The organism is Gemmata obscuriglobus (assembly GCF_008065095.1).
In the GTDB taxonomy this organism is placed as follows: Bacteria; Planctomycetota; Planctomycetia; order Gemmatales; family Gemmataceae; genus Gemmata; species Gemmata obscuriglobus.
Genome location: NZ_CP042911.1, coordinates 1,316,170 through 1,340,789, shown reverse-complemented (window position 1 = coordinate 1,340,789; position 24,620 = coordinate 1,316,170). Strand labels below are relative to the sequence as shown.

The window sequence follows — 24,620 nt, the reverse complement described above, 5'->3', positions numbered from 1 at the left end:
ACTTGGAACGCACCGCTCATCGTATGATGGCGGTGCAGGTGAGCTTTATGTTCGGCAACCATCGCGTGCAGGAGCGCGCGTGCGGCGGTGTGCGTGTGGTCCGCGGTGGTGAACCGCGCGCGTCGGGCTTCGCGTGGTGCCGGTCGGGTCTGGCGCGACTCATCGCCGCGAGCTTGCGGTTGGGCGTGGCCTCCGATGTGTCGGGACACGGCGGTGCGGGTCGGTGGTGCTCCGCGTGTGGCCCGTGGGTGGTCGGCGCGGCTCATCGCCGCGAGGTGCGGTGGTGGGCGGCCTCCGGTGTGCCGGGACACGGCGCGTCGGGTCGGTGGTGCTCCGCCCAGCCGCGTCGGTGCCGCGGGCTCTGCGGATGCGCGGCGCTCGGCGTGCGACCCCGAACCGCCGAGGGCATCGAGCCGAACCCGGCGCTGCACCTGACACCGCCCGCTGACTTGTGACGCACCGCTCATCGTGTGATGGCGGTGCAGGTGAGCTTTATGTTCGGCCACCTTCGCGTTCTGGATCGCGCGTGCGGTGGTGGGCGTGTGGTCCGCGAAGGTGACGCCCACGCGTCGGTGGTGGCTCCGCGTGGTGCCGGTCGGGGCGGGCGCGGCTCGTCGCCGCGAGGTGTGGTTGGGCGTGGCCGGGGTGCGGGTGGGGACACGGCGGTTCGGGTCGGTGGTGCTCCGCGTGGCGCGCGTCAGGGCGGGCGCGGCTCGTCGCCGCGAGGTGCGGTGATGGGTGGCCACCGGTGGGCCGCGACACGGCGATTCGAGTCGGTGGGGCTCCGCTCGGCCGCACCGGTGCCGCGGGTTCCGCGGATGCGCCAAGCTCGGCGTGTCGCCCGGAACCGCGGAGGCGAGCGAGCCGAACCCGGCGCTGCACCTGACACCGCCATCAGCCGCCGTTGTGTCGCTCACTCCATCCTGGCGGTGCAGGTGAGCTTTCTGTTCGGCGGCCGGAGGTGCGATGCAAACACCGTCCTTCACCATCGGTGGCACCGCTGTTCCCTTCAAGGCCGCGTGGGTTAAACTGAAGACGCGCCCCTTTCAACCGACGGGGTATGAGGTCGTTGTGCCCCGATCATTGTGGGCTGATGTCTTCGATTGGGGTGAAGACCAGGCTGAATCACCGAACTTGCCGGAGTTCCTTAGGTCAGAATTGGAGAATCTCGGCTCAATGAGCGTTCGGTTCTGGTTGGGCGCATTGTCGAAGTGCTCCCCGTCTCCCGAGGTGCGCCACTGGGAGTGGGTGATCGCAACGGTCGATCAGATCAGCGAACACGAGGACCACATGCGAATCGTCGGACAGGCCGAGCGTTTCGAGCCAGGGCGGTTCCCCCCGTTGGTCTTGAGGCCACTCGAATGAGGCGGTGTGTCCTGGCTTAGCAAGTTACCCGGCCGGCCCAAAATGCTGAACCCGGCGCTGCACCTGACACCGCCATCTGATCTGCGTTGTGTTGCTCACTCGATCCTGGCAGTGCAGGTGAGCTTATTGTTCGGCACCAGAGGTACACAGATGGAGTACTTCTCGGGATTGCCGTGGCCGCCCGACCTGTGCAACCCCGAGAAGGTGTCACACGGGCTTGCCACCATGCTGCGGGCGATGGGCGAGTTGCCGCTCCCCCGTGGCGATGGGGTGCGGGCATACCGGCTCTACGCCGAGCCGACCTGGGGCCGCCGGTGCAGCATCCGGTTGGAAGTCGCCGCGAGCGGGTGGCGGGTGACCCGCAGGCGAGGGTTCTTGCCTCAGGACGCGGCCATAGACCAGCCGCAGGAGTTCGAGGAGCGTGGATTGACCGCCGTAGAGTCTGCCGAGGTCGAGCGGGCGCTGGCCATCTATCGCTGTGGTCACAGCCCGTGCTGGTTTCGGACTACGGGGTAGATGGTGTGTGCTACCTGGTAGAAGGCTCGGACGGGGGCCGGTATTATGCCATCTTCCGACGGTCACCCAATGAGCCTGAGATCCAGGAATGGTGTCACCTCGTAATCGGGTTGGGGCGGGAGTAGCATCGGCCGAACCCGGCGCTGCACCTGACACCGCCCGCTGATCTGGAACGCATCGCTCATCCGATGATGGCGGTGCAGGTGAGCTTTATGTTCGGCCACCCCAAGCCGCATGAGGGCGCGTGCGGCGCTGACGGTGTGGTCCGCGTCGGGTCAGACGGTCGTGTGGTCCCCGCCGATGGCCCGCGCGGCTCGTCGCCGCGAGTGGCGGTTGGGCGTGGCCGGTTGCGGGCGGGGACACGGTGATTGCGGGTCGGTGGTGCTCCGCGTGGCGCCCGTCGGTGGTCGGCGCGGCTCGCCGCCGCGGGTGTCGGTGGTGGGTGGTCTCCGATGTGCCGGGACACGGCGCGTGGGGTCGGTGGTGCTCCGCAGAGCCGCACCGGTGGCCCGGGCTCCGCGGATGCGCGGTGCGAAGCGTATCGCCCGGAACCGCGGAGGTGAGCGAGCCGAACCCGGCGCTGCACCTGACACCGCCATCGGCCATAGTTGTGTCGCTCACTGTATCATGGCGGTGCAGGTGAACTGTGTATGACTATGAAGCCGCGTACCGGTCAAATGTACGAGCGATTGTTTTCCCGCTCGTTTTCTGTGGTGTTGTCGTGCCCGCACCGGCCCCCGCCCTCGCTGGGCCGCGTGCGGGCACGACAACACCCACGGCCCGGTCCGGCACCGGGTCCCACGTCACCGCCGATCACACCCACGCGTGAACCGCACTCGACTATCCGGGGTCACGGACCTTCGCCCGGCCCCACCCATCCGATCCGCCGCGCCGCCCATTCGTTCGGCCGAGGTTGGTGACCCACCCCGCAACAAACTCCGAGCTAACGCGGACAGGCCCACGTGTGTTCGATCGACTGTCTCATCGCGACTGCAATTAATCCGGCGATTGTTGCCGCCCCGGCGCGGTCATCCGGTCGCGGGTGCGGTCGTGGCTTCGGGTCGGGGTGTGTCGTCGCGCCACCGCTGGTTGGTGCGGAGCATGGCCCAGCACCGCACCAACAGCTTCCGCGCCACCGCCACGATGGCCGGCTTCTTGCGCGCGGTCCCGCCACCGGTGAGCCGCTTGTACTGGGCCTGGGCCCACGGGTTGTACCGCAACATGCACCACGAGCACTCGACCAGCAGCTTCCGCAGCACCGCCGGGCCGCGCCGCGTGATGCGCCCCTTGCGGTCCGTCACACCGCTCTGGTACTGGGTCGGCACCAGGCCCGCGTACGCGCCCACCTGCTTGCCCGACGCGAACCGGTTGGCATCCCCCAGGTGCGCGGCCACCGCCTCGGCGGTGCGTGGACCCACGCCCGGGATCGACAGCAACAGTTGGGTGCCCGGGTCGGCCGCGCTCAGCTGGTCCAGGGCCCGCTCGGTCTCGGCGATCCGGTGCTCCAGGTCCCGGTACTGGGCCACCGCGATCCCGAGCATCCCGCGCCACAACTCGTCCGGGCCACAGTCGCTCAGCTCCCGGGCCTCGGCGTCGAGTACGTCCAGCCCGTCCGCGGTCCACGCCTTGGCACCGGCGGGCATGGCCACCGCGTGGGCCGCGAACAGCGCGCGGATCCGGTTCTGACAGGCCACCCGCTGCCCGACCAACTCCTGTCGGAACGCGATCAGCAGCCGCCGCTGGCGGGTGCGCGGGTCGGGCATGGTGACCGTGGGCAACTGGCCGATGGCCTCGAGCTCGGCCAGCCGCTGGGCGGCGTCGTGGTCCGTCTTGCGCTTCAGCCGGGTGAACTTCCACGGTGATGTTGGGGATGGACGTGCTGCGGTGCAAGACCCCGGCGCTGGTGCGCAAGGAGGTGTGGGCTCCGTGCGGCAAGAAATCAAGAACAGCGTCTTTTGGGGAGCCGTTACGCCGAATCGAGGGGAAATCCTTTCGTTTGAGTAGGTGGAACCGAGTCCTGTCGCTTTCGATCTGGACCTTGTGCGACTTCGTGTATTTGTGCGATTGAATTAGAATTGTGCCGACCGTCGCGGCTCAAGAGTTGGGGCGTTACCAGTCACCAAGCACTTCACCCCCGGCCGGGGGGCACCGTCTCCAAACACCGTTTCGTTCACGCTCGAAGGGGCCGTCCGGTAACTCCCGTTCGCACGGAGGGCCGATAGCCCGCAGACAAACGGAGCCTGGGAACTCGAAAGTCGCACGGATCAAACCGCGGACGCACCCTGAAACGTCCGGCCCCGAATCGACACGACGGACCGGTTCGGTGCGACGGCCGGCGGCACGCACCGGTTCCGGACCCGACTGACGGTCGAGTCGGGCACCCCGAGCCGTAACCCGAGTATCTTGATGGTCGGGTGCTGGCGCGGCCGGATGATCGTCAGCGGCGGTTGGTCCGCGGTGGGCCGGTCGAAGTGATCCCCCCGCCCCCGCCCCGCTGCCGGTCCGGGCGGTCCAACTTCCGGCGTCTTGCCGTCCCCGCGACGGCGCGACGCTCGCGTCCGTGGCCCGTCGTTGACATTGCACACGCACCGCGCGTGTTCGTTCTTGCACCCGTTGCAGTGACTGAATAGCATCACTATCCCGGACGACCCGGCAGCACTCCTGCGCCCATGTCGTCGCGCAACACGGTTCGGGCACCTTCGACGCGGAGATTACGGATGCGATACGGTTCGATGTGCCTGCTCGCGGTCGCCGCCACGTGCGTCGTTCTTCTTTTCGGCCGGGCCGGCGGGGAACCGCCCGTCAGGGGCACGGAGATCGAGCACTCCTTCGGCGACATTGTCCTCTACATCGTCACAAAACCGAAGGACTCGAAAAGCGATTCGGGGTACGCGCTGTACGAGAAGCCGACGATCGCCCACCTCGGGGGCCGCGCGTTCATCGTCGGCACCGTACCCGACTACGGCGACGACGAGGCCGCGAAGGCGGCGGCCGGCAAGCGCGTCTGGACGCCGGTGTCCGACGTGGTGCAGATGACCGAGTTCAAGACGTTGGCGGAGGCGAAGAGGTACTTTGCCGCCCCCACGAAGCCCGTGGAGAAGGCGGGGCAGCGCCGCGATTGAACTCGACCGCGCGCGGTATAGTAACGGTGCCAGCCGCGCCGCTTCACCGCACGAAAGAGCCGATGCACGCCGTCCCGACCAACCTGATTACCGGCTTCCTCGGGGTCGGGAAGACCACCGCCGTGATCGACCTCCTTCAGCGCAAGGAGAAGGGCTCGCGGTGGGCCGTGCTGGTGAACGAGTACGGCGCCGTCTCCATCGACGACGCCCTGATCGAGGGCAGCGCCCCCGAGGGCGTCACGGTGCGCGAGGTGGGCGGCGGGTGCGTGTGCTGTGCCAGCGCGCCGTTCCTGCCGGTGGCGATCCACTTCCTGCTGCTCGAGGCCCGGCCCGAACGGCTCATCATCGAGACCACGGGGCTCGGGCACCCGGCCCGCCTCCTCGACTCGCTCCGCATGAGCTACCACGGGCGGCTCGACGTGCGGGCCACGATCGGCATCGTCGATCCGCACGACTTCGCGAAGCCGGAGATGCGCGACAACCCGGTCTTCGTGGACCAGATCCAGATGGCGGACGTGCTGGTGATGAACAAGCTCGACGCCGCCGCGCCCGAACTCGTCTCGGACTTCCAGAGCTGGGCGAACGGGCTGTTCCCGCCCAAGCTCCTCATCGCGGGCACGACGCAGGGGCGCCTCGATCCGGCGTGGCTCGACCTCAGCGCGAACGACGAACGGCTGCCGCTGTTCCCGCAACCTCGCTTCCCGGCCCCCGCCCCTGGGAAAGGAGGGGGAGAGAAAGGCAACCTACCCCCCGGCCCCCTCCCTGAAGGGAGGGGGAGTTCGTCTGGTCCGCTGAGCGCACCAGACTCGCAAGCCACTGGAGAAGCGGCTTCTCTCCCCCTCCCTTCAGGGAGGGGGCCGGGGGGCAGGTTGCCTTTCTCTCCCCCCGAAGGGAACGAGGAGAAACATTCCGGCGTCAAACGTTACCTTTCGGCCGGCGGGCCGGCGTGCGGGTGGGTGTTCGACCCGCAAATCGTGTTCGACGAGGCCAAGCTGCTCGCCCTTCTGGCGAATACCCGTGAGGTCACGCGCCTGAAGGGCGTGTTTCACCTGCCGGACGAGTGGGCGGCCGTGAACCGGGCGGGGAGCGCGCTCAGCGTGAATCCCACGGCGTACCGGCGCGACAGTCGGGTCGAGGTGTTCGCCACCGGGCTGGACTGGGCCGTGTTCGAGCGCGAACTGCTGGCTTGCCTCCTCATTCCAGGTGAAGGGGGATCGACGTGAGCATCGCGGACGAGTTGAAAAAGCTCGAAGGGCTGCGCTGGAACGGCACCCTGACGGACACGGAGTTCGCGCACGCAAAGGCCGCAATCCTGGCACAACTGGGACCCGCGCCGGAACCGCGGCCCGATCCGGTGGCCGAGGCCCAGGCGCGGCACCGCGCGGCGACTCGCTACCGGGACGCGATCGAGCGCATCGACCGAGAGTGGGAGCAGGAGCGGGAGCGGCACTTGGTGACCGCGAAGGACGGGCGGCAGTACGCCCCAACCACAGGTGAGGGGTTCAGTGCCGCGATCGCCGTCGGCGTGTTCGGCGGGTTCTGGACCGCAATGGCGTTTGGAATTACGAGCCAATTTCCGTCCAACGGACCGTTCGTTCTGGCCAAGGTGCTCTTCCCGCTGATCGGGATCGGGGTTGCCGCTTACGGCATCAAAAAGAGCGTCCGAGAAATCGTTAAGGCTCAGGCGTTTGGTCGGGCTTACGCCGCGTACCAGCGCCGCCGGGCCGCGTTGAACCCCGACAGCTTCCGCTAACGCCCCTCGTTTCTGAGGACCCGGTGCGCGCGGCCGTGAAGACGGCCGCGCGTCAGTTCCCGTTTCCCCCGCCCGTCGCGTCTGGTACAACAAACCTCTCCTACCCGAAATCGCTCCTCAACGCCGCTTTTCGGAGACGCTCTATGCCTGTCGGCCGCACTCTCCTCGCCGTCGGCCTCGTGCTGGGGTCGGCGGCGGTGCTGCTCGCGCTCAAACGCCCGGCCGGCACGCCCGCGCCCGCGGCGGCCGGCGCGACCACCACGACCGCCGCGGCCCCCGGGCCGTTCAAGCTCGAAAAGGGCGACCACGTTTGCATCATCGGCAACACCCTCGCCGACCGGATGCAGCACGACGGCTGGGTCGAGACGTTCCTGTACGCCCGCAACCCGGACCTCGACCTCACGGTCCGCAACCTGGGCTACTCCGGCGACGAGCCGGGGCTGCGGCTGCGGAGCGAGGACTTCGGCACCCCGGACCAGTGGCTCGCCGCCAAGGCCCCGGTGCCGAAGCCGAACCTGGTCGCGGACAAGAGCGTCGTGAACCCGAACCGGTTCGAGAAGGCCGGCACCAACGCCGACGTGATCTTCGCCTTCTTCGGCTACAACGAGTCGTGGGCCGGCGAGGCCGGCCTGCCGAAGTTCAAGAGCGACCTCGAAGCGTTCGTCAAGCACACGCTGGCCCAGAAATACAACGGCAAGTCGGCCCCGCGGCTGGTGCTGTTCTCGCCGATCGCGTTCGAGGACCACAAGTCGCCGAACCTGCCGACAGGCGAAGCGGTCGTCGCGATCAACAAGAACCTGGAGCTGTACACCGGCGCCATTTCCGAAGTGGCGAAAGCGAACGGAGTTCATTTCGTCGATCTGTTCGCGCCAATGAAAGCGCTGTACGAGGGCACCGTTGCGGCGCCAGCTTGGCACACCCCCCGGTTCACCATCAACGGCATTCACCTGGCCGAAAGCGGGCACCAGCTTCTCGCCAAAGTGATCGATGGGGGCCTCTTCCCGGGTGCAGGGAAGCTGGACGAGAAGCTGTTTGAGAAGCTCCGCCCGGCGGTACAGGACAAGGCGTTCCACTGGTACCAGCGGTACCGCGTCACCGACGGCTACTCCACTTACGGCGGCCGGGCGTGGCTCAAGTTCGTCGGCGGGCAGAGCAACTACGAGGTGGTGCAGAAGGAGCTGGAACGGCTCGACGTGATGACCGCCAACCGCGACAAGGTGATCTGGGCCGCGGCGAAGGGGCAGGAGGCGAAGCCCGACGACAGCAACCTGCCCAAAGAGGTGCCGGTCACGACCAACAAGCCCGGCGCCGGCCCGAACGGCACGCACCTCTTCCTCTCGGGTGAAGAGGCCATTCAGAAGATGACGATCGGCAAGGGGCTGAAGGTCCAACTGTTCGCCAGCGAGGAGAAGTGGCCGGAGCTGGCGAAGCCGGTGCAGATGGCGTGGGACGCGAAGGGCCGGCTGTGGGTGGCGGTGTGGCCCAGCTACCCGCACTGGAAGCCGGGCGAGCCGTACAACGACAAGCTCCTGATTTTCGAGGACACCGACGGCGACGGCAAGGCCGACAAGATGACCGAGTTCGCCGGCGGGCTCCAGAACCCGACCGGGTTCGAGTTCTACAACGGCGGGGTGCTCGTCGCCCAGGCGCCGGAGCTGGTGTTCCTCAAGGACACCAACGGTGACGACAAGGCCGACGTGCGCGAGCGCGTCCTCCACGGCCTCGACACCGCGGACACGCACCACACCTCCAACAGCTTCGCCCTCGACCCGGGCGGCGCGGTCTACTTCCAGGAAGGGACGTTCCACCACTCGCAGGTCGAAGACCCCTACGGGCCGGTGAAGCGGGTCGCCAACGGGGCCGTGTTCCGGTACGAGCCGCGCACCCAGAAGTTCGACGTGTACGTGACCTACGGGTTCGCCAACCCGCACGGGCACGTGTTCGACAAGTGGGGCCAGGACATCGTCGTGGACGGCACCGGCGCGAACCCGTACCACGCCGCGCTGTTCAGCGGCCACCTGCCGTACCCGCAGAAGCACGGCCGCACCCCGCAGGTGTACCAGCAGCGCACCCGGCCGTGCGGCGGCATCGAGATCCTCTCCAGCCAGCACTTCCCGGCGGACTGGGAGGGGAACCTGATCGTCACCAACTGCATCGGGTTCCAGGGCATCCTGCGGTACCGCCTCTCGGACCTGGGCGGGAGCATCACGGGCCAGGAGCAGGAGCCGATCCTCAGCAGCAGCGACCCGAACTTCCGCCCGGTGGACGCGAAGACCGGGCCGGACGGCGCGCTGTACTTCATCGACTGGCAGAACCCGATCATCGGGCACATGCAGCACAACCTGCGGGACCCCAGCCGCGACCGCACCAAGGGCCGCATCTACAAGGTCACCTACGACGGCCGCCAGCCCTCGCAGGCGCCGAAGATCAGCGGCGAGAAGACCGAAGAACTCGTGAAGCTCCTGGCGCACCCGGAGGACCGCGTCCGCGCCCGCGCCAAGATCGAACTCGGCGCGCGGGACTCGAAAGAGGTTCTCCAACTCGCCATGCTCGATCTGATGATGAGGCAAGGGGCGACGAATTTTAATCGCAACGCCGAAGCCGACGAGCACTTCCAGCTCGAAGTGCTGTGGCTGCACCAGTACCACAACGTCGTCGACACCGCCCTGCTGAAGCAGGTGCTCCAGTCGAAGGACTTCCGCGCCCGCGCCGCGGCGGTGCGGGTGCTGTGCTACTGGCGCGACCGCGTGCCGGACTCGCTCGAACTGCTCAAGAAGCTCGCAGGGGACGCGCACCCGCGCGTGCGCCTGGAAGCGGTCCGGGCGGCGAGCTTCTACACGGTGCCGGAGGCCGCCGAGGTGGTCTTCGTCGCGCAGGACCGGCCGGCGGACCAGTTCGTCGAGCACGTCGCGAAGGAGACGATGCGGGCGCTCGACCCGATCGTGAAGAAGGCGATCGCCGATAAGCGGCCGATCAAGTTCACCACTCCCGCCGGCGCCCGGTACTTCCTGAAGTCCGTGGCGACCGACGACCTGCTCAAGATGGACCGCACCCCGGCCGTGTACCTGGAACTGCTGTTCCGCCCGGGCGTGCGCGACGAGTTCCGCCGCGAGGCGCTGGCGGCCCTGGCGAAGCAGGACCAGAAGCCGGAACTGGCGGTGCTCGTCAACGTCATCACCCAGCACGACGAGTCCGCCGCCACGGAGGAGAGCGTGGCGTTCGATCTGGCCCGGCTGTTGACCTCGCGGCCCCAGGCTGAACTGGCCGCGGCCCGCGCCGAACTGGCCGGCCTCGCCCAGAAGGGCCGCACCGCGACCACCCGGCAGATGGGGCACGTGGCGCTCATCGCCGCCGACGGCGCCGTCGAGCAGGCGTGGGCCGCGGCGACCAAGTCGGTGGGCGCGCTGACGGACTTCATCAACGCTGCCCCGATGGTGCGCGACCCCGGCGCGCGGGCCGCCCTGTACCCGAAGGTCAAGGAACTGCTCACCGCGCTGCCGCCGGAACTCGCGAAGACGGTCGCGGCCGGCAAGAGCGTGAGCGGCCGGTACGTGCGCATCGAGCTGCCCGGCAAGCAGCGCACGCTCACGCTGGCCGAGGTGCAGGTGTTCTCCGAAGGCGCGAATGCCGCCCTCAAGGGCAAGGCGACCCAGAGCAGCACCGGGGCCGGCGGGGCCGCGGGCCGGGCGATCGATGGTAAGACGAGCGGGGCGTACAACGACGGCACCTCGACCCACACCCAGGAGGGCACCGACGACCCGTGGTGGGAGGTGGACCTCGGGCGCGAGGTGCCGGTGGAGACGGTCGTGGTGTGGAACCGCACCGACGGCAACCTCGGGAGCCGGCTGAACAACTTCGTGGTGCGGGTGCTCGACGCCGACAAGCGGACCGTGTTCCAGGCGGTCAAGAACCCGGCCCCGAAGGATAAGGCCGAGTTCAAGGTGGGCAGCGGCTCGCCGGACCGGGTCATCCGCCGGGCCGCGATGTTCGCGCTGGCGACCGTCCGCGGCCAAGAAGCGGACGCGTTCAAGGCGATCGCGAAGTTCCTCGGCGACGAGGGCGACCGCGCCGCGGCGGTGCAGGCGCTGTTGCGCATCCAGTCGCGCGACTGGCCGAAGGACGAGGCGCAGGCCACGCTCGACGTGGTGCTGAAGTACATCCGCTCGCTGCCGGTGGCGGAGCGCACCGCGCCCACCGCCCTCGACTTCATGCAGCTCGGCGAGAGCCTCGCGGCACTGCTCGACCCCGCCGCGGCCAAGGCGGCGCGCAAGGAGTTGGCCGACATCGGGGTCCGCGTGATCCGCGTGGGCACGCTGTTCGACCAGATGAGCTACGACAAGGAGCGGTTCGTGGTGGCGGCCGGCAAGCCGGTGGAGTTCGTGTTCGAGAACACGGACATCATGCCGCACAACTTCGTGATCGTGGCGCCCGGCAATCTCGAAAAGGTGGGCGCGGCGGCCGAGGCGTTCGCGACCACGCCGGCCGCCGCGGCGAAGCAGTACGTGCCCGACATGCCGAGCGGGGTGGTGCTGCTGAAGAGCAAGCTGCTCCAGACCCGGCAGAGCGAGCAACTGAAGTTCGCCGCGCCGAAGGAGCCGGGCATCTACCCATACGTTTGCACGTACCCGGGCCACTGGCGGCGGATGCACGGCGCGCTCTACGTGGTCGCGGACCTGGAGGCGTACCAGGAGAACCCGGAGGCGTACCTCGCGAAGAACCCGCTGCCCGTGAAGGACGACCTGCTGAAGTTCAACCGCCCGCGCACCGAGTGGAAGCTCGAAGAGCTGGCCGACGCGGTGCAGGAGATGGAGATGAAGGGCGGCCGCAACTTCGCCAACGGGCGGCAGATGTTCACCGTGGCGACATGCGTGGCGTGCCACAAGTTCGGCGGCCAGGGGAACGAGTTCGGCCCGGACCTGGCCAAGCTCGACCCCAAGGTGTTCAAGACCGCGGCGGACGTGCTCGACCACATCCTGGAGCCGTCCAAGCGGATCGACGACAAGTACGCCGCGCACCGGTTCGTCCTGAACGACGAGAAGGCCCTCGTGGGGATGATCGTCGAGGAGAAGGACGGCGTGGTGAAGGTCATCGAGAACCCGCTGGCGAGCGCCAAGCCGCGGGAGATCAAGCGTGCCGACATCGCCGAGCAGAAGAAGGCCCCGACGTCGATGATGTCGAAGGGGCTGCTGGACAAGCTGTCGCGCGACGAGGTGCTGGACCTGGTCGCGTATGTGTGGAGCCGCGGTGACCCGAAGAGCAAGTTCTTCGGCGCCGGGCACGACCACTAGTCGCACCCACGCCGGTTTCCGCGGACGGCCGCTCGTCGAGTGACTCGACGAGCGGCCGTCCGCGTTTTCGCTTGTACCTCATAAACGCACGGTATAAGCTGCGGGCATAAGTCTAATTGCACGGCTGGGGTGTTGGTAACGTTTGGGAACGAGCCGCGACCGCAAGGGAGCGCAATACGTTCCCCGCTCCCTTGCGGTCGTGGCTCGTCAGAAAGTGCAGCGCGAACACGTTCGCCTGCTGGGATCTCGCCCACACGCTTCGGTACGACTTCCCGCACCGACCGCCGACCGAACACGTGGCCGCGGTTCGGTACCGGGATAAACTCGAAGCACACGCACGGGACAACGGTTGCCGTCACTCACGCTTCGGGCGCATCAGCGCAGTGCGGTGCAACTGCGGCTGCGTAATCGGTCGGCCCCCAACAACGGGTATTCGCCTACAGGCAACCAGGAGACGTACCGTGAGCGCGAGTGATGAGGTCGTCGCGAAGTTGCGGAACGCATACCAGCAGTGGCACGACTCGCGCGGCCGCAGTGTCGAAACGTGGGTCGCGCTCCTGGCCGACGACATCCAGATGCGCTCCGTGGCGGACGGCGCCCCGGGCATGAAGTTCTCGGCCGCGCGGGCCGGGAAGGACGCGGCCCGCGGGTACTTCTCCGCCCTCAGCGCGGAATGGGAGATGGTCCACTACACCGTACACGACATCATCGCCTTCGGGGACCGGGTGGCGGTGTTCGGGGTGTGTGCGTTCCGCAACCTCAAGACGGGCAAAACCGCGGAAACGCACGTCGCGAACCGGTGGCGGTTCCGCGACGGCCTCGCGGTCGATTACTTCGAGCTGTACGACACCGCGAAGGCGTTCGCCGCCGCAACGCCCGATCCGGCGTGATGGCGACACGCAACCCGGGCCGGAAACACGTGCGCCGCGTGCGGCGAAGCGCCCGATCCGGCACCCGCGCCGGTTACCCCGGCAACGAATCAAACGAACCTGACATCAGTCCCCGACCGCCTTGGGGCCTTTACCCTTGCCGCCCGCTGCGGTCCCTTTCAGGTCGAAGTTGACTGCGGCGTTGCTCCCGCCCTTGAGGTCGGCGGTCAGGGTCGTCTTGGTGTTGAACTGCTCCGGGATCACCTGCTTCGTTTCACTCGTCTTGGCGCCGGTGTCGGCGGTGTCCGTCAACGTCCGACCGGTCTTCTTGTTCCAGTAGACCTCGACCTTGTAGTTGCCCGGTTGCGCGCCGCGGTCGGACGGTACGGCGTACTTCCCGTTCTTGATCTCGGCACCCATCTTGGTGCCCTTTCCGTCGACCGGCACGAAGTTGATGCCGCCCTCATCGACCGGTTCGCCGTTGAACGTCACTGTCCCCTCGACGGACGCACCGCCGCCGCCGCACCCAGCGAGCGCGGCGAGGAACAGGAATAAACCGGCGGCCCGGATCGTGTACCCGAATTTGCGCATGGTCGTCCTCGGTGTGCCGGCGCCGCGCCGGGCGCCGGGGATGATGGGAGAGGGCCGCGGCCCCCCGCGGCTCCGAGTGCGTGCCCGCAGGGGCGTCAGAAGTTGCCGCTGATCGGGTACCCGTCGGACGGGTGGATCAGGTTCTGGAACGTGTAGTTGCCGGTGGCGGCCGGGTACGCGCACTGGTCCGCCGACTGGTCCGCGTCGATGCTCTGGCGGATGAACCGCACGGACCCGTCGCCCAGCAGGAAGTTGACCCCGCCGGAGTGCTGGCTGGTGAACCCGAGCCGGGCGCAGTCGGAGCCGGGGCTGGTCACGTTCGAGTGCTTGACGTTCAGCCCGCGCCCCGGGCGCCCCTCGAAGCTCGCCGACGACACGCTGGACCGGGCGGGCCAGACCGCCCCGCTGGTGATGACCGAGTCCCGCTCGCCCACCAGGATGGTGTTGCTGGACCCGTCGCTGATGGTCTGGATCGTCAGGTTGGTGGGGTTGTTGTTGGCGTCCGGCCCGGTCACCTCGCGGTTCACCACGTAGTTAGAACGGGCGTAGGACTGGTACCCCGGGTGGGTGTCGTCACTGGCCGGATCGGAGGAGCAGCGGAAGACCGCCAGCTTGCTCTGGGTGAGCGAGTTGACCGGCGCCGTGCCAGGGGTGACCAGGTCCGGGGCCAGCGACTTGTACATGTTGTCCTGCTCGAGCATCGGCAGGATCAGCACGCCCCAGGCCCAACCCGGGTTGGGCTTGGTGGCGGCGGTCGTGACCCACCCGGTGGGCAGCTTGTTGGCCGTGTCGTTGTAGTTGTGGAACGCCAGCCCCATTTGTTTGAGGTTGTTCTGGCACTTCATGCGGGACGCGGCCTCGCGCACCTTCTGCACGGCCGGTAACAGCAGCCCGATCAGGATGGCGATGATGGCGATGACGACCAGCAGCTCGATTAGCGTGAACCCACGCCGCGAGCGCGAAACGGGAGAGCACATACGAGACCTTCAAAACAAGACGTGGTAGTGTGTGCCGGGTGGTCCGGCTGTTTGGTGTGAAGCACACCAGATCGAATCTAGAACAATAAACCGAAAGAATGGCTTTTCCGAGACAGGCCCGCCCGTGTGCTCGGCGCGATTCGTGCCCGTGCAAAACCGCGCAGAACGCAACGCCTGCTCCGGTCGGTCACACCCACACCACCGTTCGCGCCACGCCGAAGTCGTGGCCCGCAATCATTCGACAAATGGCGTCCGCAATCTTCGCCCCGCCCACCACCGACGGCTCGATGGGCGACACCGGCGCGTAGTCGTCGGCGTGGTCGCAGACCACCCGCAAATCGACGAGCGGCAGCCCAGACCCGACGGCGGCCCGCGCGATGGTGTCGTTGAACCCCGCCAGCGCGGCCCGCTCCGCGGCACCGATCACGGGGATCGCGTCGTAAATGGTGCAAACGGCGGTCGGCTTCTTGAGCGCGAGGACGCTCTGCAACATCCGCTGATATGCGGTGCGGAACTCGGCCAGCGCCTCCGCGAGGGTGGCGAGCGCGTCGCCCACGGTCACGGCCGGCTCGCGCAAGAGCCCCGCGGCCAGGAGCGCGTCGTTCCCGCCGATGCTCAGCACGAGGTGGCTGGCGTCGGCGGGCACGCGCGGCAGTTGCAACGCGATGCCCTCAACGGTAGCCCCGTCCACGGCGACCAGCGTGCCCTTCCAACCTGCGGGCAACCCGCGGCGCACCTGCTCGATCACCGGCGGCCGGTCCGGAACGTAGAGAGCGTTGTCGAAGATCGAATCGCCCAGCAGAACGACGTGGCTCATCAGCGGCAGCCCAATTGGGAATAAGAGGAGCCGCGCACGCGGCGCAGCTCCTTGCAACGACAGGGGGGCCGGCCCGCGGGTTCAGTCCGTGGTGTAGCGCCCGTCCGCCGCGTGCGGCAGGAAGCCGAGCTGAATGGACTTGTAGGTGGTCTTCGCCGTGTCCCAGGTGGTTTGGGAGAACGGCGCTACCGACGGCTCCGGCGTCATCGGGCCGCGCAGCTCCACGTGCCCGTCCACGAACGACACCATCGACTGGCCGTTCCACCAGAACGGCGAGAACGCCGCGCCGTAGCTGCTCGTCGCCTGGTTCGTGATGAGCGGCGAGCCGAACATACACGACCCCTGTTCCGTCAGGCTCCCGCTCGAGTTGAGCAGCAGCACCTCCGCGAACATGTACGTCTGCGAGGTGGCGGGGATGGTGGAAATGGTCCGCCCCTTCACCGGCACTTTGACGGTGTACGACTGCGGGCTGGCCGGGTTCGAGATCAGGTTCCGGTTGTAGGCGTACCCCCCCGTTGAGCCGAGGAACACGGGGGCGATGCTCGACCGCAGCGCGTCGAACTTCGGGGACACGTTGATGGTGTTGTTGCCCTCGTAGTACGGGCTGAGAATCCCCTGGGTCGGGTCCACCGAGACGACCGCGTAACTGGGCGGGGCCGAGGTCGCGTACCCGAACAGGTACTTGGCCTGAAGGTAGTCGGCGGTCTGAAGCTCGTAGGCGTGGGGGAGGGTGCCGTGAGCGGACTCGAAGTTCATCGCGGCGAGGGTGAGCTGCCGCATGTTGTTCTGGCCCTTGGTTCGCGCCGCCGCTTCGCGGACCTTCTGGACGGCCGGTAGCAGTAACCCAATGAGAATGGCGATGATCGCGATCACCACCAGCAACTCGATCAGCGTGAACGCGCGGCGGCGCGTCTGAAGGCGTGAGGTGAATTGTGAAAAGGACTGCGGAAGCGAACGGCGCACGGGTCGGCTCCTTCTCGCCGGGTCGGGCGAGAGCGGTTCGGGCGGACCGGGAGCGCAAAAACGGGCCAGCCGGCTGCGCGCGCAGCACGAAGAAGCAGTCGCCCGTCCGCCGGCCCGGTCCGGGGCCTCGAACAGTGGAATCGCTGACGGGCAGGTCTTCTGGCTAACGGCTCTTAGCGAGCCTCACGCGGCCTTCCCGCGGTCGCCCGCAGTGGCTCAAGTTGCGCGAAGCTCTGGCCGAACACAGCAGCGGCCCTGCGCCGGAATCGCACCGGCTTCCCTCTTCGTCCGCGCCGCCCGATGGGGCGGCACGGAACCCGTCCAGCGTTCTCCAAGATATCGCACCCCGCTCCACCGTCAACGCGCCGGGGGCTAATGCCCCGGTGTCCGGCACGGCGCCACGCACCCGATCCGGCAGGGGCGGAACCCGGTGTCCCGCGGCTGCTCGTCCGTCGGAGCCGGGATGGACGATGCCAGACACAGAAGGGTTCACGGCTAGCTTCACCAGACCATTCACGATATCGGCACAAACGGTTGCGAGGTAGTTGCTTGCGAAGATATTGATAGTTTAATATCAGTGATCGCTCGCGCAATATTTGACTTGACACTCAATCAGAAATTCTCAATCCCCCCAGGGATTACGCACCTTGAGAATTATGGACACGTGAGCACTACTGTGAATGGTCTGGGCTAGCTTCACTCTTTACCGAACTCGATGTCGCTGGCTCCGATGTCCCAGACGACCTCCTTATTGCGCAGGACCGTCGCGGCCGGGTTCTCCCAGGACGGTGCCCCGTTAATCGTCGGGGTGCGGGTCTCGACGTGCCCGTCGGCGAAACACACGTTCGCAATCCCGTCGTGCCGGAAGTGTACGTTGGGGTACTTTTGCGACGGGGACGACAGGTACCAGTTCTCGGTCAGCTTGTCGAACGGGGTGTTGCTGGGTGCGTTGGCCGAGTCCGCGAACGCGATCGTTGCGGACGTGCCACGCCGGTTGCTCACCGACACGATCGTCTCGCCCGCCACGTCCCAACTGCTGAAGTTGTCGTTGTACGCGTAACTGGCGACCGGAACGTCGAATCGGAGTGCGAATCGTTCAGGAGAGAAATTCGGGCACTGCACGATCGCCCGGTTCCCTTCGAGGTAGGGGGACAAAATGCCCTTACTCGGGTCCATCACCCGCGGGGTGGAGGTGTTGTTGGTGATCAACCCGAACCAGTACCAATCGGTGAACGTGACGTTCGGAGACGACTTCATCGACGAAACGGTGAACCGGCCGCCGTTGGTGTCGGCGTGGTTGTGCAGCGCAAGTCCGATTTGTTTCAGGCTGTTGGCGCACTTGATCCGCGCTGCCGCCGCGCGGACCTTCTGGACGGCGGGCAGCAGTAACCCGATGAGAATGGCGATGATCGCGATCACGACCAGCAGCTCGATCAGCGTGAACGCGCGGCGGCGCGTCTGAAGGCGTGAGGCGAATTGTGAAAAGGACTGCGGACGCGAACGGCGCACGGGTCGGCTCCTTCTCGCCGGGTCGGGCGAGAGCGGTTCGGGCGGACCGGGAGCGCAAAAACGGGCCAGCCGGCTGCGCGCGCAGCACGAAGAAGCAGTCGCCCGTCCGCCGGCCCGGTCCGGGGCCTCGAACAGTGGAATCGCTGACGGGCAGGTCTTCTGGCTAACGGCTCTTAGCGAGCCTCGCGCGGCCTTCCCGCGGTCGCCCGCAGTGGCTCAAGTTGCGCGAAGCTCTGGCCGAACACAGCAGCGGCCCTGCGCCGGAATCGCACCGGCTTCCCTCTTCGTCCGCGCCGCCCGATGGGGGCGGCACGGAACCCGTCCAGCGTTCTCCAAGATATCGCCCCCCGTTCCACCGTCAACGCGCGGGGCCGAATGCGCCCGGCGCCCGGCGGCCGTGGGGTCACTTCCGGAGTTGAAAAATCGCCTCCACTTCGACGCTCGTGCCGAGCGGCAACTGGCCCATCCCCAGGGCGGTACGGGCGTGGCGCCCGGCGTCCGGCCCGAACACGGCTTTCAGCAGGTCGGTGGCCCCGTTGATGACCAGGTGGCAGTCGGTGAAGTCGGGGTCGGTGTTCACGTACCCAGTCACGCGCACCACCCGCTCGATGCGGTCCAGCGAGCCGAGCTTGAGCACGACGGCGCGGAGGATGTTGGCCGCGCACAGCGCCGCGGCGCGGGTCGCCTCCTCCACCGACACCTGCGACGGCACCTTGCCCTTGCTGGTCAACACGCCGGCGTCGTAGGGCACCTGGCCCGACGCGTAGACCGTGTCGCCGAGGACCGAGAGCAGGTCGATGACGGGTCCCTCCTTCGGACCGCGGTCGAGTGGGAAACCGGCGGCTTCGAGCTTCTGTTCGCGTTCGCCCATGAGGGACCTCAGGATCGGGTGTGATCGTGCCGGGCTGTTGTACGTCGCCAGTTTCCGATTTCTTCTCGCGCGGCACTGAAGTAAGATCGTGGCAGGTACTCGTGCCCCCCGAGGGATCGGAAATGCGGTCGCTGCCCCGTTTTTCCGCCGCGGCTCTTCTGCTGATCGTCGCCGCGTCCGCCCCCGCCGCCGAACCCGGCGCGGAGTGGGCGTACAAGCCGTTCAAGCGGCCCGCGGTGCCGGACGTCCCCGCACAGAAGACGGCGGCACGGAACGACATCGATCGGTTCCTGCTCGCGAAACTTGCCGAACACAAGCTGACGTTCGCGCCAGAAGCGGACCGCCGCGTGCTGATCCGCCGCGCGTACTTCGACCTCATCGGCCTGCCGCCGGCCCCGGAGGAGGTCGAAGCGTTCGCGCGCGACAACTCTCCCGGCGCTTACGAAAAGTTGGTCGACCGGCTGATGGCATCGCCGCAGTACGGCGAGCGCCAGGCGCTGTTCTGGCTCGACGTGGTCCGGTTCGCGGAGACCGACGGGTTCAACGCCGACGCGCCGCGCCCGAACGCGTGGCGGTACCGCGACTACGTCATCAAGAGCTTCAACGCCGACAAGCCCTTCGACCGCTTCGTGAAGGAGCAACTCGCCGGGGACGAGCTGTACCCCGACGACCCGGACGCCCTCGTCGCCACGGGGTTCCTGCGGCACTACCCGGATGAGTACAACGCGGTCAACCTGGAGCAGCGCCGCTACGAGGTGCTGACCGACATCACCGACACGACCTCGGGCACGTTCCTCGCGCTCACGTCCGGGTGCGCCCGCTGCCACGACCACAAGTACGACCCCATCACGCAGAAGGACTACTTCCGGCTCCAGGCGTTCTTCGCCGGCATGTGGCCGACCGAGGCGGTCCTGCTGACACCCGGCGCGCGGGCCGAGTACCAGAAGAAGCTCGCCGCGTGGGAGGCGAAAACGGCCGAGATCCGGGCCGCGATCGAGGCGATCGAGGGGCCGTACCACCAGAAGGCGAGCGCGAAGCAGCGGACCCGGTTCCCCGACGAGTACGCGAGCCTGCTCGACATCCCGTTCGAGAGCCGCACCCCCATTCAGAAGCAGCTCGGGCAACTGATCGACAAGCAGGTCAACGTCCGCGGGGACGTATCCAAGAGCCTCAAGCCCGCGGAGAAAGAGCGGGTGGCCGCGCTGAAAGCGCAGCTCTCACAGTGGGCGAACGAGAAGCCCCCGGAACCGCCGCGGGCTATGGCGATGACGGACCTCCCGACGCCGCCCCCCACGAACCTCTACAAGCGCGGGAACTGGCAAAAGCCCGGCGCGAAACTGGACCCGGGGTTCATCGCCACCATCGACGACCGCGACGCAGCCCCCCAGCCGACGAACGGCTCCGTCGGGCGCCGGGCCGCGCTCGCCGGCTGGGTCGCGTCGCGCGAGAACCCGCTCACCGCGCGGGTAATCGTGAACCGCCTGTGGCAGCAGCGGTTCGGGTACGGGATCGTGCGCACGTCGAGCGACTTCGGCGTGACCGGCGACCGCCCGACGCACCCCGAGCTGCTGAACTGGCTCGCGGACGAGCTGGTTGCGAAGAACTGGTCACTGAAGCACGTTCACAAACTGATGGTGCTGTCGGCGGCGTTCCGCCAGGGGGCCAGGGGAGAAGAAGCGGGCGCCACGGCCGACCCCGACAACAAGCTCCTGTGGCAGTACCCGCGGCGCCGGCTCGACGGGGAGGCGCTGCGGGACGCGATGCTGGCGGTGTCGGGCCAGTTGAACCTGAAGGCCGGCGGCCCCGGGGTGTTCCCGGAACTGCCCGCCGAGTTGCAGAAGTCCTCCGCCGGGCGGTGGACGCCGACCGCAGACGTGTCGGAGCGCAACCGCCGGAGCGTGTACGTCTTCGTGAAGCGGAACCTGCGCTACCCGCTGTTCACGCTGTTCGACGCGCCGGACCGCAACGAAACCTGTGCGCGCCGGTTCGTGACGACGACCGCCCCGCAATCGCTGGCGATGCTGAACGACGCGCTGGTGATCGGGTTCGGGAAGCAACTGGCCGCCCGCGTGACGAAAGAGGCGGGCGCGGACCGCGAGAAGTTCGTGGGCCGGGCGTTTCTGATCGCGGTGAACCGCCCCCCGACGAGCGAAGAGCAAGCGGCGATGGCGGGCTACCTCGCCCGCCACAAGGGGAGCGACGAAGAAGCCCGCGCGGACCTGTGCCACGCGCTGCTGAACCTGAACGAGTTCGTTTACGTGGATTGAGTCCGGCCGCGCCGAACGCGGCCTGTGCTCCACGGAACGGGTTCTCGACCCGACTGTCAGTCCGGGTTGGCGACATTGCCGCTCGCGGTGGTGCACAGCTCTTGTAATGTGATGAGCGGCAGGCTGTCCCGGAAGAACCGCACCGACCCGTCGCACATCGACACGTTCGCCCCGCCCGTGTGCCCGCTGGCGAACGCGAACACCCGCTTGTAGTACTCCGGGTTACTCGCCCCGGTCGGCGGGGTGGCGAGCGTCGGCGGGATGCGGTAGTTCACCCCCACCAGGGCCGACCGCTGGATGAAGAACGGCCCTCCGCTCCACGCCGCGTACCCCTCCATCGTGTCACTGCCCGTTCCCATCAACTGCCCCCACCGCGGGTCCCGGTGATACCCGTCCCCGAACATGACCGTGTTGCTCGTCCCGTCGGTGATGGCCAGCAGCTTGACCGCCGAGTCGTTGTAGAACACCCCGTCCTTGGCGTTATTGGCCGGGAGCTGCGCCCCGTTGTTCGCGCCGTAGCTGCACAGCCCCTCGTACTTCCCGTCCGGCGTGAACAGCCCGAACACCCCGCGGTTGTACACCGGCGCCGGGAACGGGTCCGACGGGCACAGCAGGCCCGGCACGACCGTGGCCAGGATCGAGTTCGCGCCCCCGGCCCCGCGGGCCTGGAGCGTCCCGGCCGCCACCCACCGCTGGTACAGCTGGTCCTGCTCCAGGTACGGGAACAGGTGGACCGGCCACGTCCCGACCGCGCTGTTGTTAATCGGCGGCAGCTTCTCGTAAGTGGCGTGGTAGTTGTGAGCGGCCAGGGCGAGTTGCTTGAGGTTGTTCGAGCACTTCATGCGTGCGGCGGCCTCGCGGACCTTTTGAACCGCGGGCAGCAGCAGGCCGATCAGGATCGCGATGATCGCAATCACGACCAGCAGTTCGATGAGCGTGAAAGCGGAACGACGGGGCACGACGGTGGCTCCGGTTGGTGTTGAGAGAAGGTCACTTGACTTCGATGTCGAACGTCCGCCCGCCCGCGGGCACCTCCGTGTCGCGGAGCGGGGTCTTGGCCGCGTCCCCGTAGGCGAGCGGCACACGCGACGTCTTTCGGGCCGGCTTCGCGTTTTTCGCGCCCGGGACCGGTTCGCCCGACTCCGCGTCCACGCCGCCGGGCGGAACCAGGTACATGTCGGCGTCCCGGAGCAGAACCCGGTGAACGCCGACCGGCACGCCGACGCCGCCCGCCTGGTCGTGCGGGATGCGGTACCGGCCGTCCGCGTCCGTGTAAGCCGCGATGTCACGCCCGTGCGTCCCCGCCTCGGGGACGAACACCACCTCAATGTTGGCGAGCGGGCGCCCGCCGAGGGTCACGGCCCCCTCGACTGGAGCGAGTTGGGGCGGGGACGGACCGCATCCGGCGAACAGCACCGTAATCGCAAAAATCGGGATCAGACGCATAGAGACTAGTCCAGCAAACTTAGTAAAACGTATTGCTACTAGGTTTTGTACGAACCGGCTTCTACCCGGAAAAGGTTCCCCCTGATGAAGTGGTCAATCACGGCCGCATGTTTCGTGGTGCTCCTGGTCGCGCCACAATCACAAGCCGGTGGGGTCCCACGGTCCCAGTGCTTCCCGGTCGAGGAACTCCCCCCGCCCCTGCGGTCGCGGGCCGAACGAGTGCTGCTCGACGCCCTGGACCGGGAAGCGCTGTTCACCCTGGTCGGCGGGGTGAAGCCGGTCAGCGAGGGGTTCCTTGCGTTGAAATGGAAGATCGGCGAGGACGCCGCGGAACGGCTGGACGAGGCCCGGCGGGTGGTGAAGGCGCTGCGCTGCGGCGACGCGCTGTACGCCGATGTGCAGGTCTTCGAGGCCGCGTTCGACAAAACCAAGTCGGCCCACGCGTACGTGGCCAACGCCGCGGCGCTGCGGGCGAAGGTGGCAGAGGACAAGTCGTTCTGGCTGCGACTCGGGCTCACCCCGTCATCACACCCGGCGGCTCTGATGACGGCGGTCGAGCGGGCCGAGGCGTCGGACCGGTTCCGCGGCTACGGGTACGCGTTCGGGTACCCCCGGCACGCGGTCGATTTCTACGTGTCAGCCGCAAAATCGGAGAAGGAGACGGGGGTGTTCGTGAAGCGGGACTTCGTGAACCTGCCGACCCACGCCGCCGAGCGGGGCCATTTCGTCTGGGCCGTTCCAAAGGGGCACGGTGAGACGGACGAGGACCGCGCGGTGCGGGACGCGGCCGCGCGCGTGCTGGCCGTGTACCGCCAGCGGCGGGCGCACTACATCGGCGAGGGGAAGCCGGGGGTGATAGCCCTGATGCGGGATTGGTTCGATGACGGAACCGGGCTGTGTGACCCGGCGAACGCGTCGCTCGCTCCGTTCGTCCCGCCTGTCCCGCTTCCGGTTGTGGCTTGGGCGGGGCCGCCCCAACCGACCTGCGTGTCGCGACCGACTTCGGCGTCCGCCTGCGGCACTGCGCCTATCCTGTCCCGGCGGCACCGCTGGGGACGGTGACGGAGCGGGACAACAAACACGCCGCGATGGCGCGCCTACCTCGCCAGCCACAAGGGGAGCGACGAAGAAGCCCGCGCGGACCTGTGTCACGCACTGCTGAACGTCAACGAGTTCGTTTACGTGGATTGAGCGCTGTTTCCCGTGTAGTACCCGGGAACGTGAATGCTTGCGGCCTGGAAGTAGTAGCCCTGGTGGTCATCCGGGTTGTCGTCGTTCACGTAGCCCCGCCAGAGTGCGAAGTTAAGCGCCGGGAACAGGTATTGGTGCCTTCCCGGCGGGTAATCGTCCGGGTTTAACTCTTCGAGCCGCACGATTTCGGCAACCACCTCCGTTGCCGGGACCTCGAACACGTCGACGCCGCGGTACGCTGCGCACACCCGCTTGCTCACTTGGATGAACGCCACCACCGGCGGCGCGCCCCGCCAATCGGTTTGCATGCCCGGCTCACGGAGCCACTCGGCCTCCTCCTGCGACATCCCGAGGCGCACCCTTCCGATGCGGACATGCGGTACGATTTCCATGCTCCCCCCCCGGCCCAACTCACACCTTCGCCAGCTCTTCCGCGAGGAGATCGTACAGCGCGTCCAGCGATTGCGAAATGACGTGCGTGTCGCCGGTCACGGCCATGAAGTTCTGGTCGCCGTTCCACCGCGGGACGACGTGCCAGTGCAGGTGTCCAGGCACGCCCGCCCCGGCGGGGCGCCCCAGGTTCAGCCCCACGTTAAACCCGTCGGCGTTCATCCGCTTCTCGATGACGCCCATGAACCAGCGCATCACAAGCTGTAAGTCGAGCAGCTCTTCGGGGGTGAGTTCGTCGAAGCGGCCCTTGTGCGCCAGCGGGCAGACGAGGAGGTGGCCGTTGTTGTACGGGAACCGGTTCAGCACCACGACGGACCGTTCCGTGCGGTGAACGACCAGGTTCGCCCGATCGTCGGCACCGGTCCCGGCCGCGGCGCGGCAGAGGAAGCACGCGGGGCCGCCGTCGGGCTTCTCTTTGGGGCCGGTGATGTACGACAGCCGCCACGGCGCCCACAAGTGATCCATGCGCTCCCCCGCGAGAACCCGCGCGCCCCCTGTCCCGTGTGAGTCGGGGGCACTAACCTCATCCTACGGAGCTGTTCGGACGGTGCGTTTCTTGCGTGTTACGCTGGACTGTCGTTGTACGCGGTCCTAACATAGCCGTTCTTGATTAGGAACCAGACTA

Annotated in this window: 22 protein-coding genes and 2 riboswitches; of the genes, 10 read left to right on the top strand and 12 right to left on the bottom strand. The window is 67.6% G+C overall.

Features of this window, described 5'->3' with window-relative positions; translation table 11 throughout:
• Positions 1-540: 540 nt before the first annotated feature.
• From GobsT_RS38625 to GobsT_RS05375, 3 genes are all read left to right on the top strand, one after another.
• Positions 541-735 carry a hypothetical protein gene (locus GobsT_RS38625; protein ID WP_197905096.1) on the top strand — a complete coding sequence of 65 codons (195 nt, stop codon included), beginning with the start codon at positions 541-543 and terminating at the stop codon, positions 733-735.
• A 231-nt stretch (positions 736-966) separates the two neighbouring features.
• A complete protein-coding gene (locus GobsT_RS37485) occupies positions 967-1,365 on the top strand; it encodes a hypothetical protein (RefSeq protein WP_010036203.1) in 399 nt (132 codons plus the stop codon).
• Positions 1,366-1,371: 6 nt separating this feature from the next.
• Positions 1,372-1,881, top strand: a complete 510-nt coding sequence (locus GobsT_RS05375) for a hypothetical protein (protein WP_109571259.1) — start codon at positions 1,372-1,374, stop codon at positions 1,879-1,881.
• Positions 1,882-2,909: 1,028 nt separating this feature from the next.
• Here the strand turns inward: GobsT_RS05375 and GobsT_RS05365 are convergent.
• Both GobsT_RS05365 and GobsT_RS05360 read right to left on the bottom strand, forming a co-directional pair.
• A complete protein-coding gene (locus GobsT_RS05365) occupies positions 2,910-3,824 on the bottom strand; it encodes an IS110 family RNA-guided transposase (protein WP_157507107.1) in 915 nt (304 codons plus the stop codon).
• A 321-nt stretch (positions 3,825-4,145) separates the two neighbouring features.
• A complete protein-coding gene (locus GobsT_RS05360) occupies positions 4,146-4,514 on the bottom strand; it encodes a hypothetical protein (protein ID WP_029601337.1) in 369 nt (122 codons plus the stop codon).
• Between the two features lie 84 nt (positions 4,515-4,598).
• Between GobsT_RS05360 and GobsT_RS05355 the strand changes: the two genes are divergently transcribed.
• From GobsT_RS05355 to GobsT_RS05335, 5 genes are all read left to right on the top strand, one after another.
• Positions 4,599-5,003 (top strand): hypothetical protein, encoded by a 405-nt coding sequence (locus tag GobsT_RS05355; RefSeq protein ID WP_010051613.1) that lies wholly within the window; start codon positions 4,599-4,601, stop codon positions 5,001-5,003.
• 62 nt (positions 5,004-5,065) lie between these two features.
• Positions 5,066-6,226, top strand: a complete 1,161-nt coding sequence (locus tag GobsT_RS05350) for a CobW family GTP-binding protein (protein WP_109571261.1) — start codon at positions 5,066-5,068, stop codon at positions 6,224-6,226.
• Positions 6,223-6,756: a hypothetical protein gene (locus GobsT_RS05345; protein WP_010049968.1), complete on the top strand. Its 534-nt coding sequence runs from the start codon at positions 6,223-6,225 to the stop codon at positions 6,754-6,756. The genes GobsT_RS05350 and GobsT_RS05345 overlap by 4 nt, the downstream gene beginning before the upstream one ends.
• 143 nt (positions 6,757-6,899) lie before the next feature.
• Complete coding sequence (locus GobsT_RS05340) at positions 6,900-12,044, top strand: PVC-type heme-binding CxxCH protein (protein ID WP_010049969.1); 5,145 nt, start codon at positions 6,900-6,902, stop codon at positions 12,042-12,044.
• Between the two features lie 461 nt (positions 12,045-12,505).
• Positions 12,506-12,934 (top strand): nuclear transport factor 2 family protein, encoded by a 429-nt coding sequence (locus GobsT_RS05335; RefSeq protein WP_010045129.1) that lies wholly within the window; start codon positions 12,506-12,508, stop codon positions 12,932-12,934.
• Positions 12,935-13,039: 105 nt separating this feature from the next.
• Here GobsT_RS05335 and GobsT_RS05330 read toward each other — a convergent pair whose 3' ends face one another.
• The 6 genes from GobsT_RS05330 to GobsT_RS05305 all read right to left on the bottom strand — a co-directional run bounded on the left by GobsT_RS05330 (position 13,040) and on the right by GobsT_RS05305 (position 18,641).
• On the bottom strand, positions 13,040-13,504 hold the full coding sequence (locus GobsT_RS05330) for a hypothetical protein (protein WP_010045131.1): 465 nt from the start codon (positions 13,502-13,504) through the stop codon (positions 13,040-13,042).
• Positions 13,505-13,599: 95 nt separating this feature from the next.
• Positions 13,600-14,481: a DUF1559 domain-containing protein gene (locus tag GobsT_RS05325; protein WP_010045134.1), complete on the bottom strand. Its 882-nt coding sequence runs from the start codon at positions 14,479-14,481 to the stop codon at positions 13,600-13,602.
• A gap of 187 nt (positions 14,482-14,668) precedes the next feature.
• Complete coding sequence (locus GobsT_RS05320; RefSeq protein WP_010045137.1) at positions 14,669-15,298, bottom strand: SGNH/GDSL hydrolase family protein; 630 nt, start codon at positions 15,296-15,298, stop codon at positions 14,669-14,671.
• Between the two features lie 81 nt (positions 15,299-15,379).
• Entirely contained in the window at positions 15,380-16,261 is an 882-nt protein-coding gene (locus tag GobsT_RS38620; protein WP_010045140.1) for a type II secretion system protein, read from the bottom strand.
• 132 nt (positions 16,262-16,393) lie between these two features.
• A riboswitch (cobalamin riboswitch) is annotated at positions 16,394-16,597 on the bottom strand.
• 360 nt (positions 16,598-16,957) lie between these two features.
• On the bottom strand, positions 16,958-17,770 hold the full coding sequence (locus GobsT_RS05310) for a DUF1559 family PulG-like putative transporter (RefSeq protein ID WP_010045141.1): 813 nt from the start codon (positions 17,768-17,770) through the stop codon (positions 16,958-16,960).
• A 132-nt stretch (positions 17,771-17,902) separates the two neighbouring features.
• Positions 17,903-18,107, bottom strand: a riboswitch (cobalamin riboswitch).
• Between the two features lie 66 nt (positions 18,108-18,173).
• Positions 18,174-18,641, bottom strand: a complete 468-nt coding sequence (locus GobsT_RS05305) for a RidA family protein (protein ID WP_010045143.1) — start codon at positions 18,639-18,641, stop codon at positions 18,174-18,176.
• A gap of 122 nt (positions 18,642-18,763) precedes the next feature.
• On the opposite strand from GobsT_RS05305, the gene GobsT_RS05300 reads away from it, so the two are divergent.
• Positions 18,764-20,908, top strand: a complete 2,145-nt coding sequence (locus GobsT_RS05300; RefSeq protein WP_010045146.1) for a DUF1549 and DUF1553 domain-containing protein — start codon at positions 18,764-18,766, stop codon at positions 20,906-20,908.
• A 56-nt stretch (positions 20,909-20,964) separates the two neighbouring features.
• On the opposite strand, the gene GobsT_RS05295 is transcribed toward GobsT_RS05300, so the two are convergent.
• Positions 20,965-21,867 carry a DUF1559 domain-containing protein gene (locus GobsT_RS05295; protein WP_010045148.1) on the bottom strand — a complete coding sequence of 301 codons (903 nt, stop codon included), beginning with the start codon at positions 21,865-21,867 and terminating at the stop codon, positions 20,965-20,967.
• Between the two features lie 31 nt (positions 21,868-21,898).
• Positions 21,899-22,354 (bottom strand): transthyretin-like family protein, encoded by a 456-nt coding sequence (locus GobsT_RS37480; protein WP_010045150.1) that lies wholly within the window; start codon positions 22,352-22,354, stop codon positions 21,899-21,901.
• Positions 22,355-22,438: 84 nt separating this feature from the next.
• Here GobsT_RS37480 and GobsT_RS05290 point away from each other — a divergent pair, with 84 nt between their 5' ends.
• The gene (locus tag GobsT_RS05290) at positions 22,439-23,416 is read left to right on the top strand and encodes a hypothetical protein (protein ID WP_010045152.1); all 978 of its coding nucleotides are present in this window, start codon (positions 22,439-22,441) and stop codon (positions 23,414-23,416) included.
• A gap of 116 nt (positions 23,417-23,532) precedes the next feature.
• On the opposite strand, the gene GobsT_RS05285 is transcribed toward GobsT_RS05290, so the two are convergent.
• Positions 23,533-23,937 carry a hypothetical protein gene (locus tag GobsT_RS05285; protein ID WP_148087608.1) on the bottom strand — a complete coding sequence of 135 codons (405 nt, stop codon included), beginning with the start codon at positions 23,935-23,937 and terminating at the stop codon, positions 23,533-23,535.
• 19 nt (positions 23,938-23,956) lie between these two features.
• Positions 23,957-24,460 (bottom strand): HIT family protein, encoded by a 504-nt coding sequence (locus GobsT_RS05280; RefSeq protein ID WP_010045158.1) that lies wholly within the window; start codon positions 24,458-24,460, stop codon positions 23,957-23,959.
• Positions 24,461-24,620 lie beyond the last annotated feature (160 nt).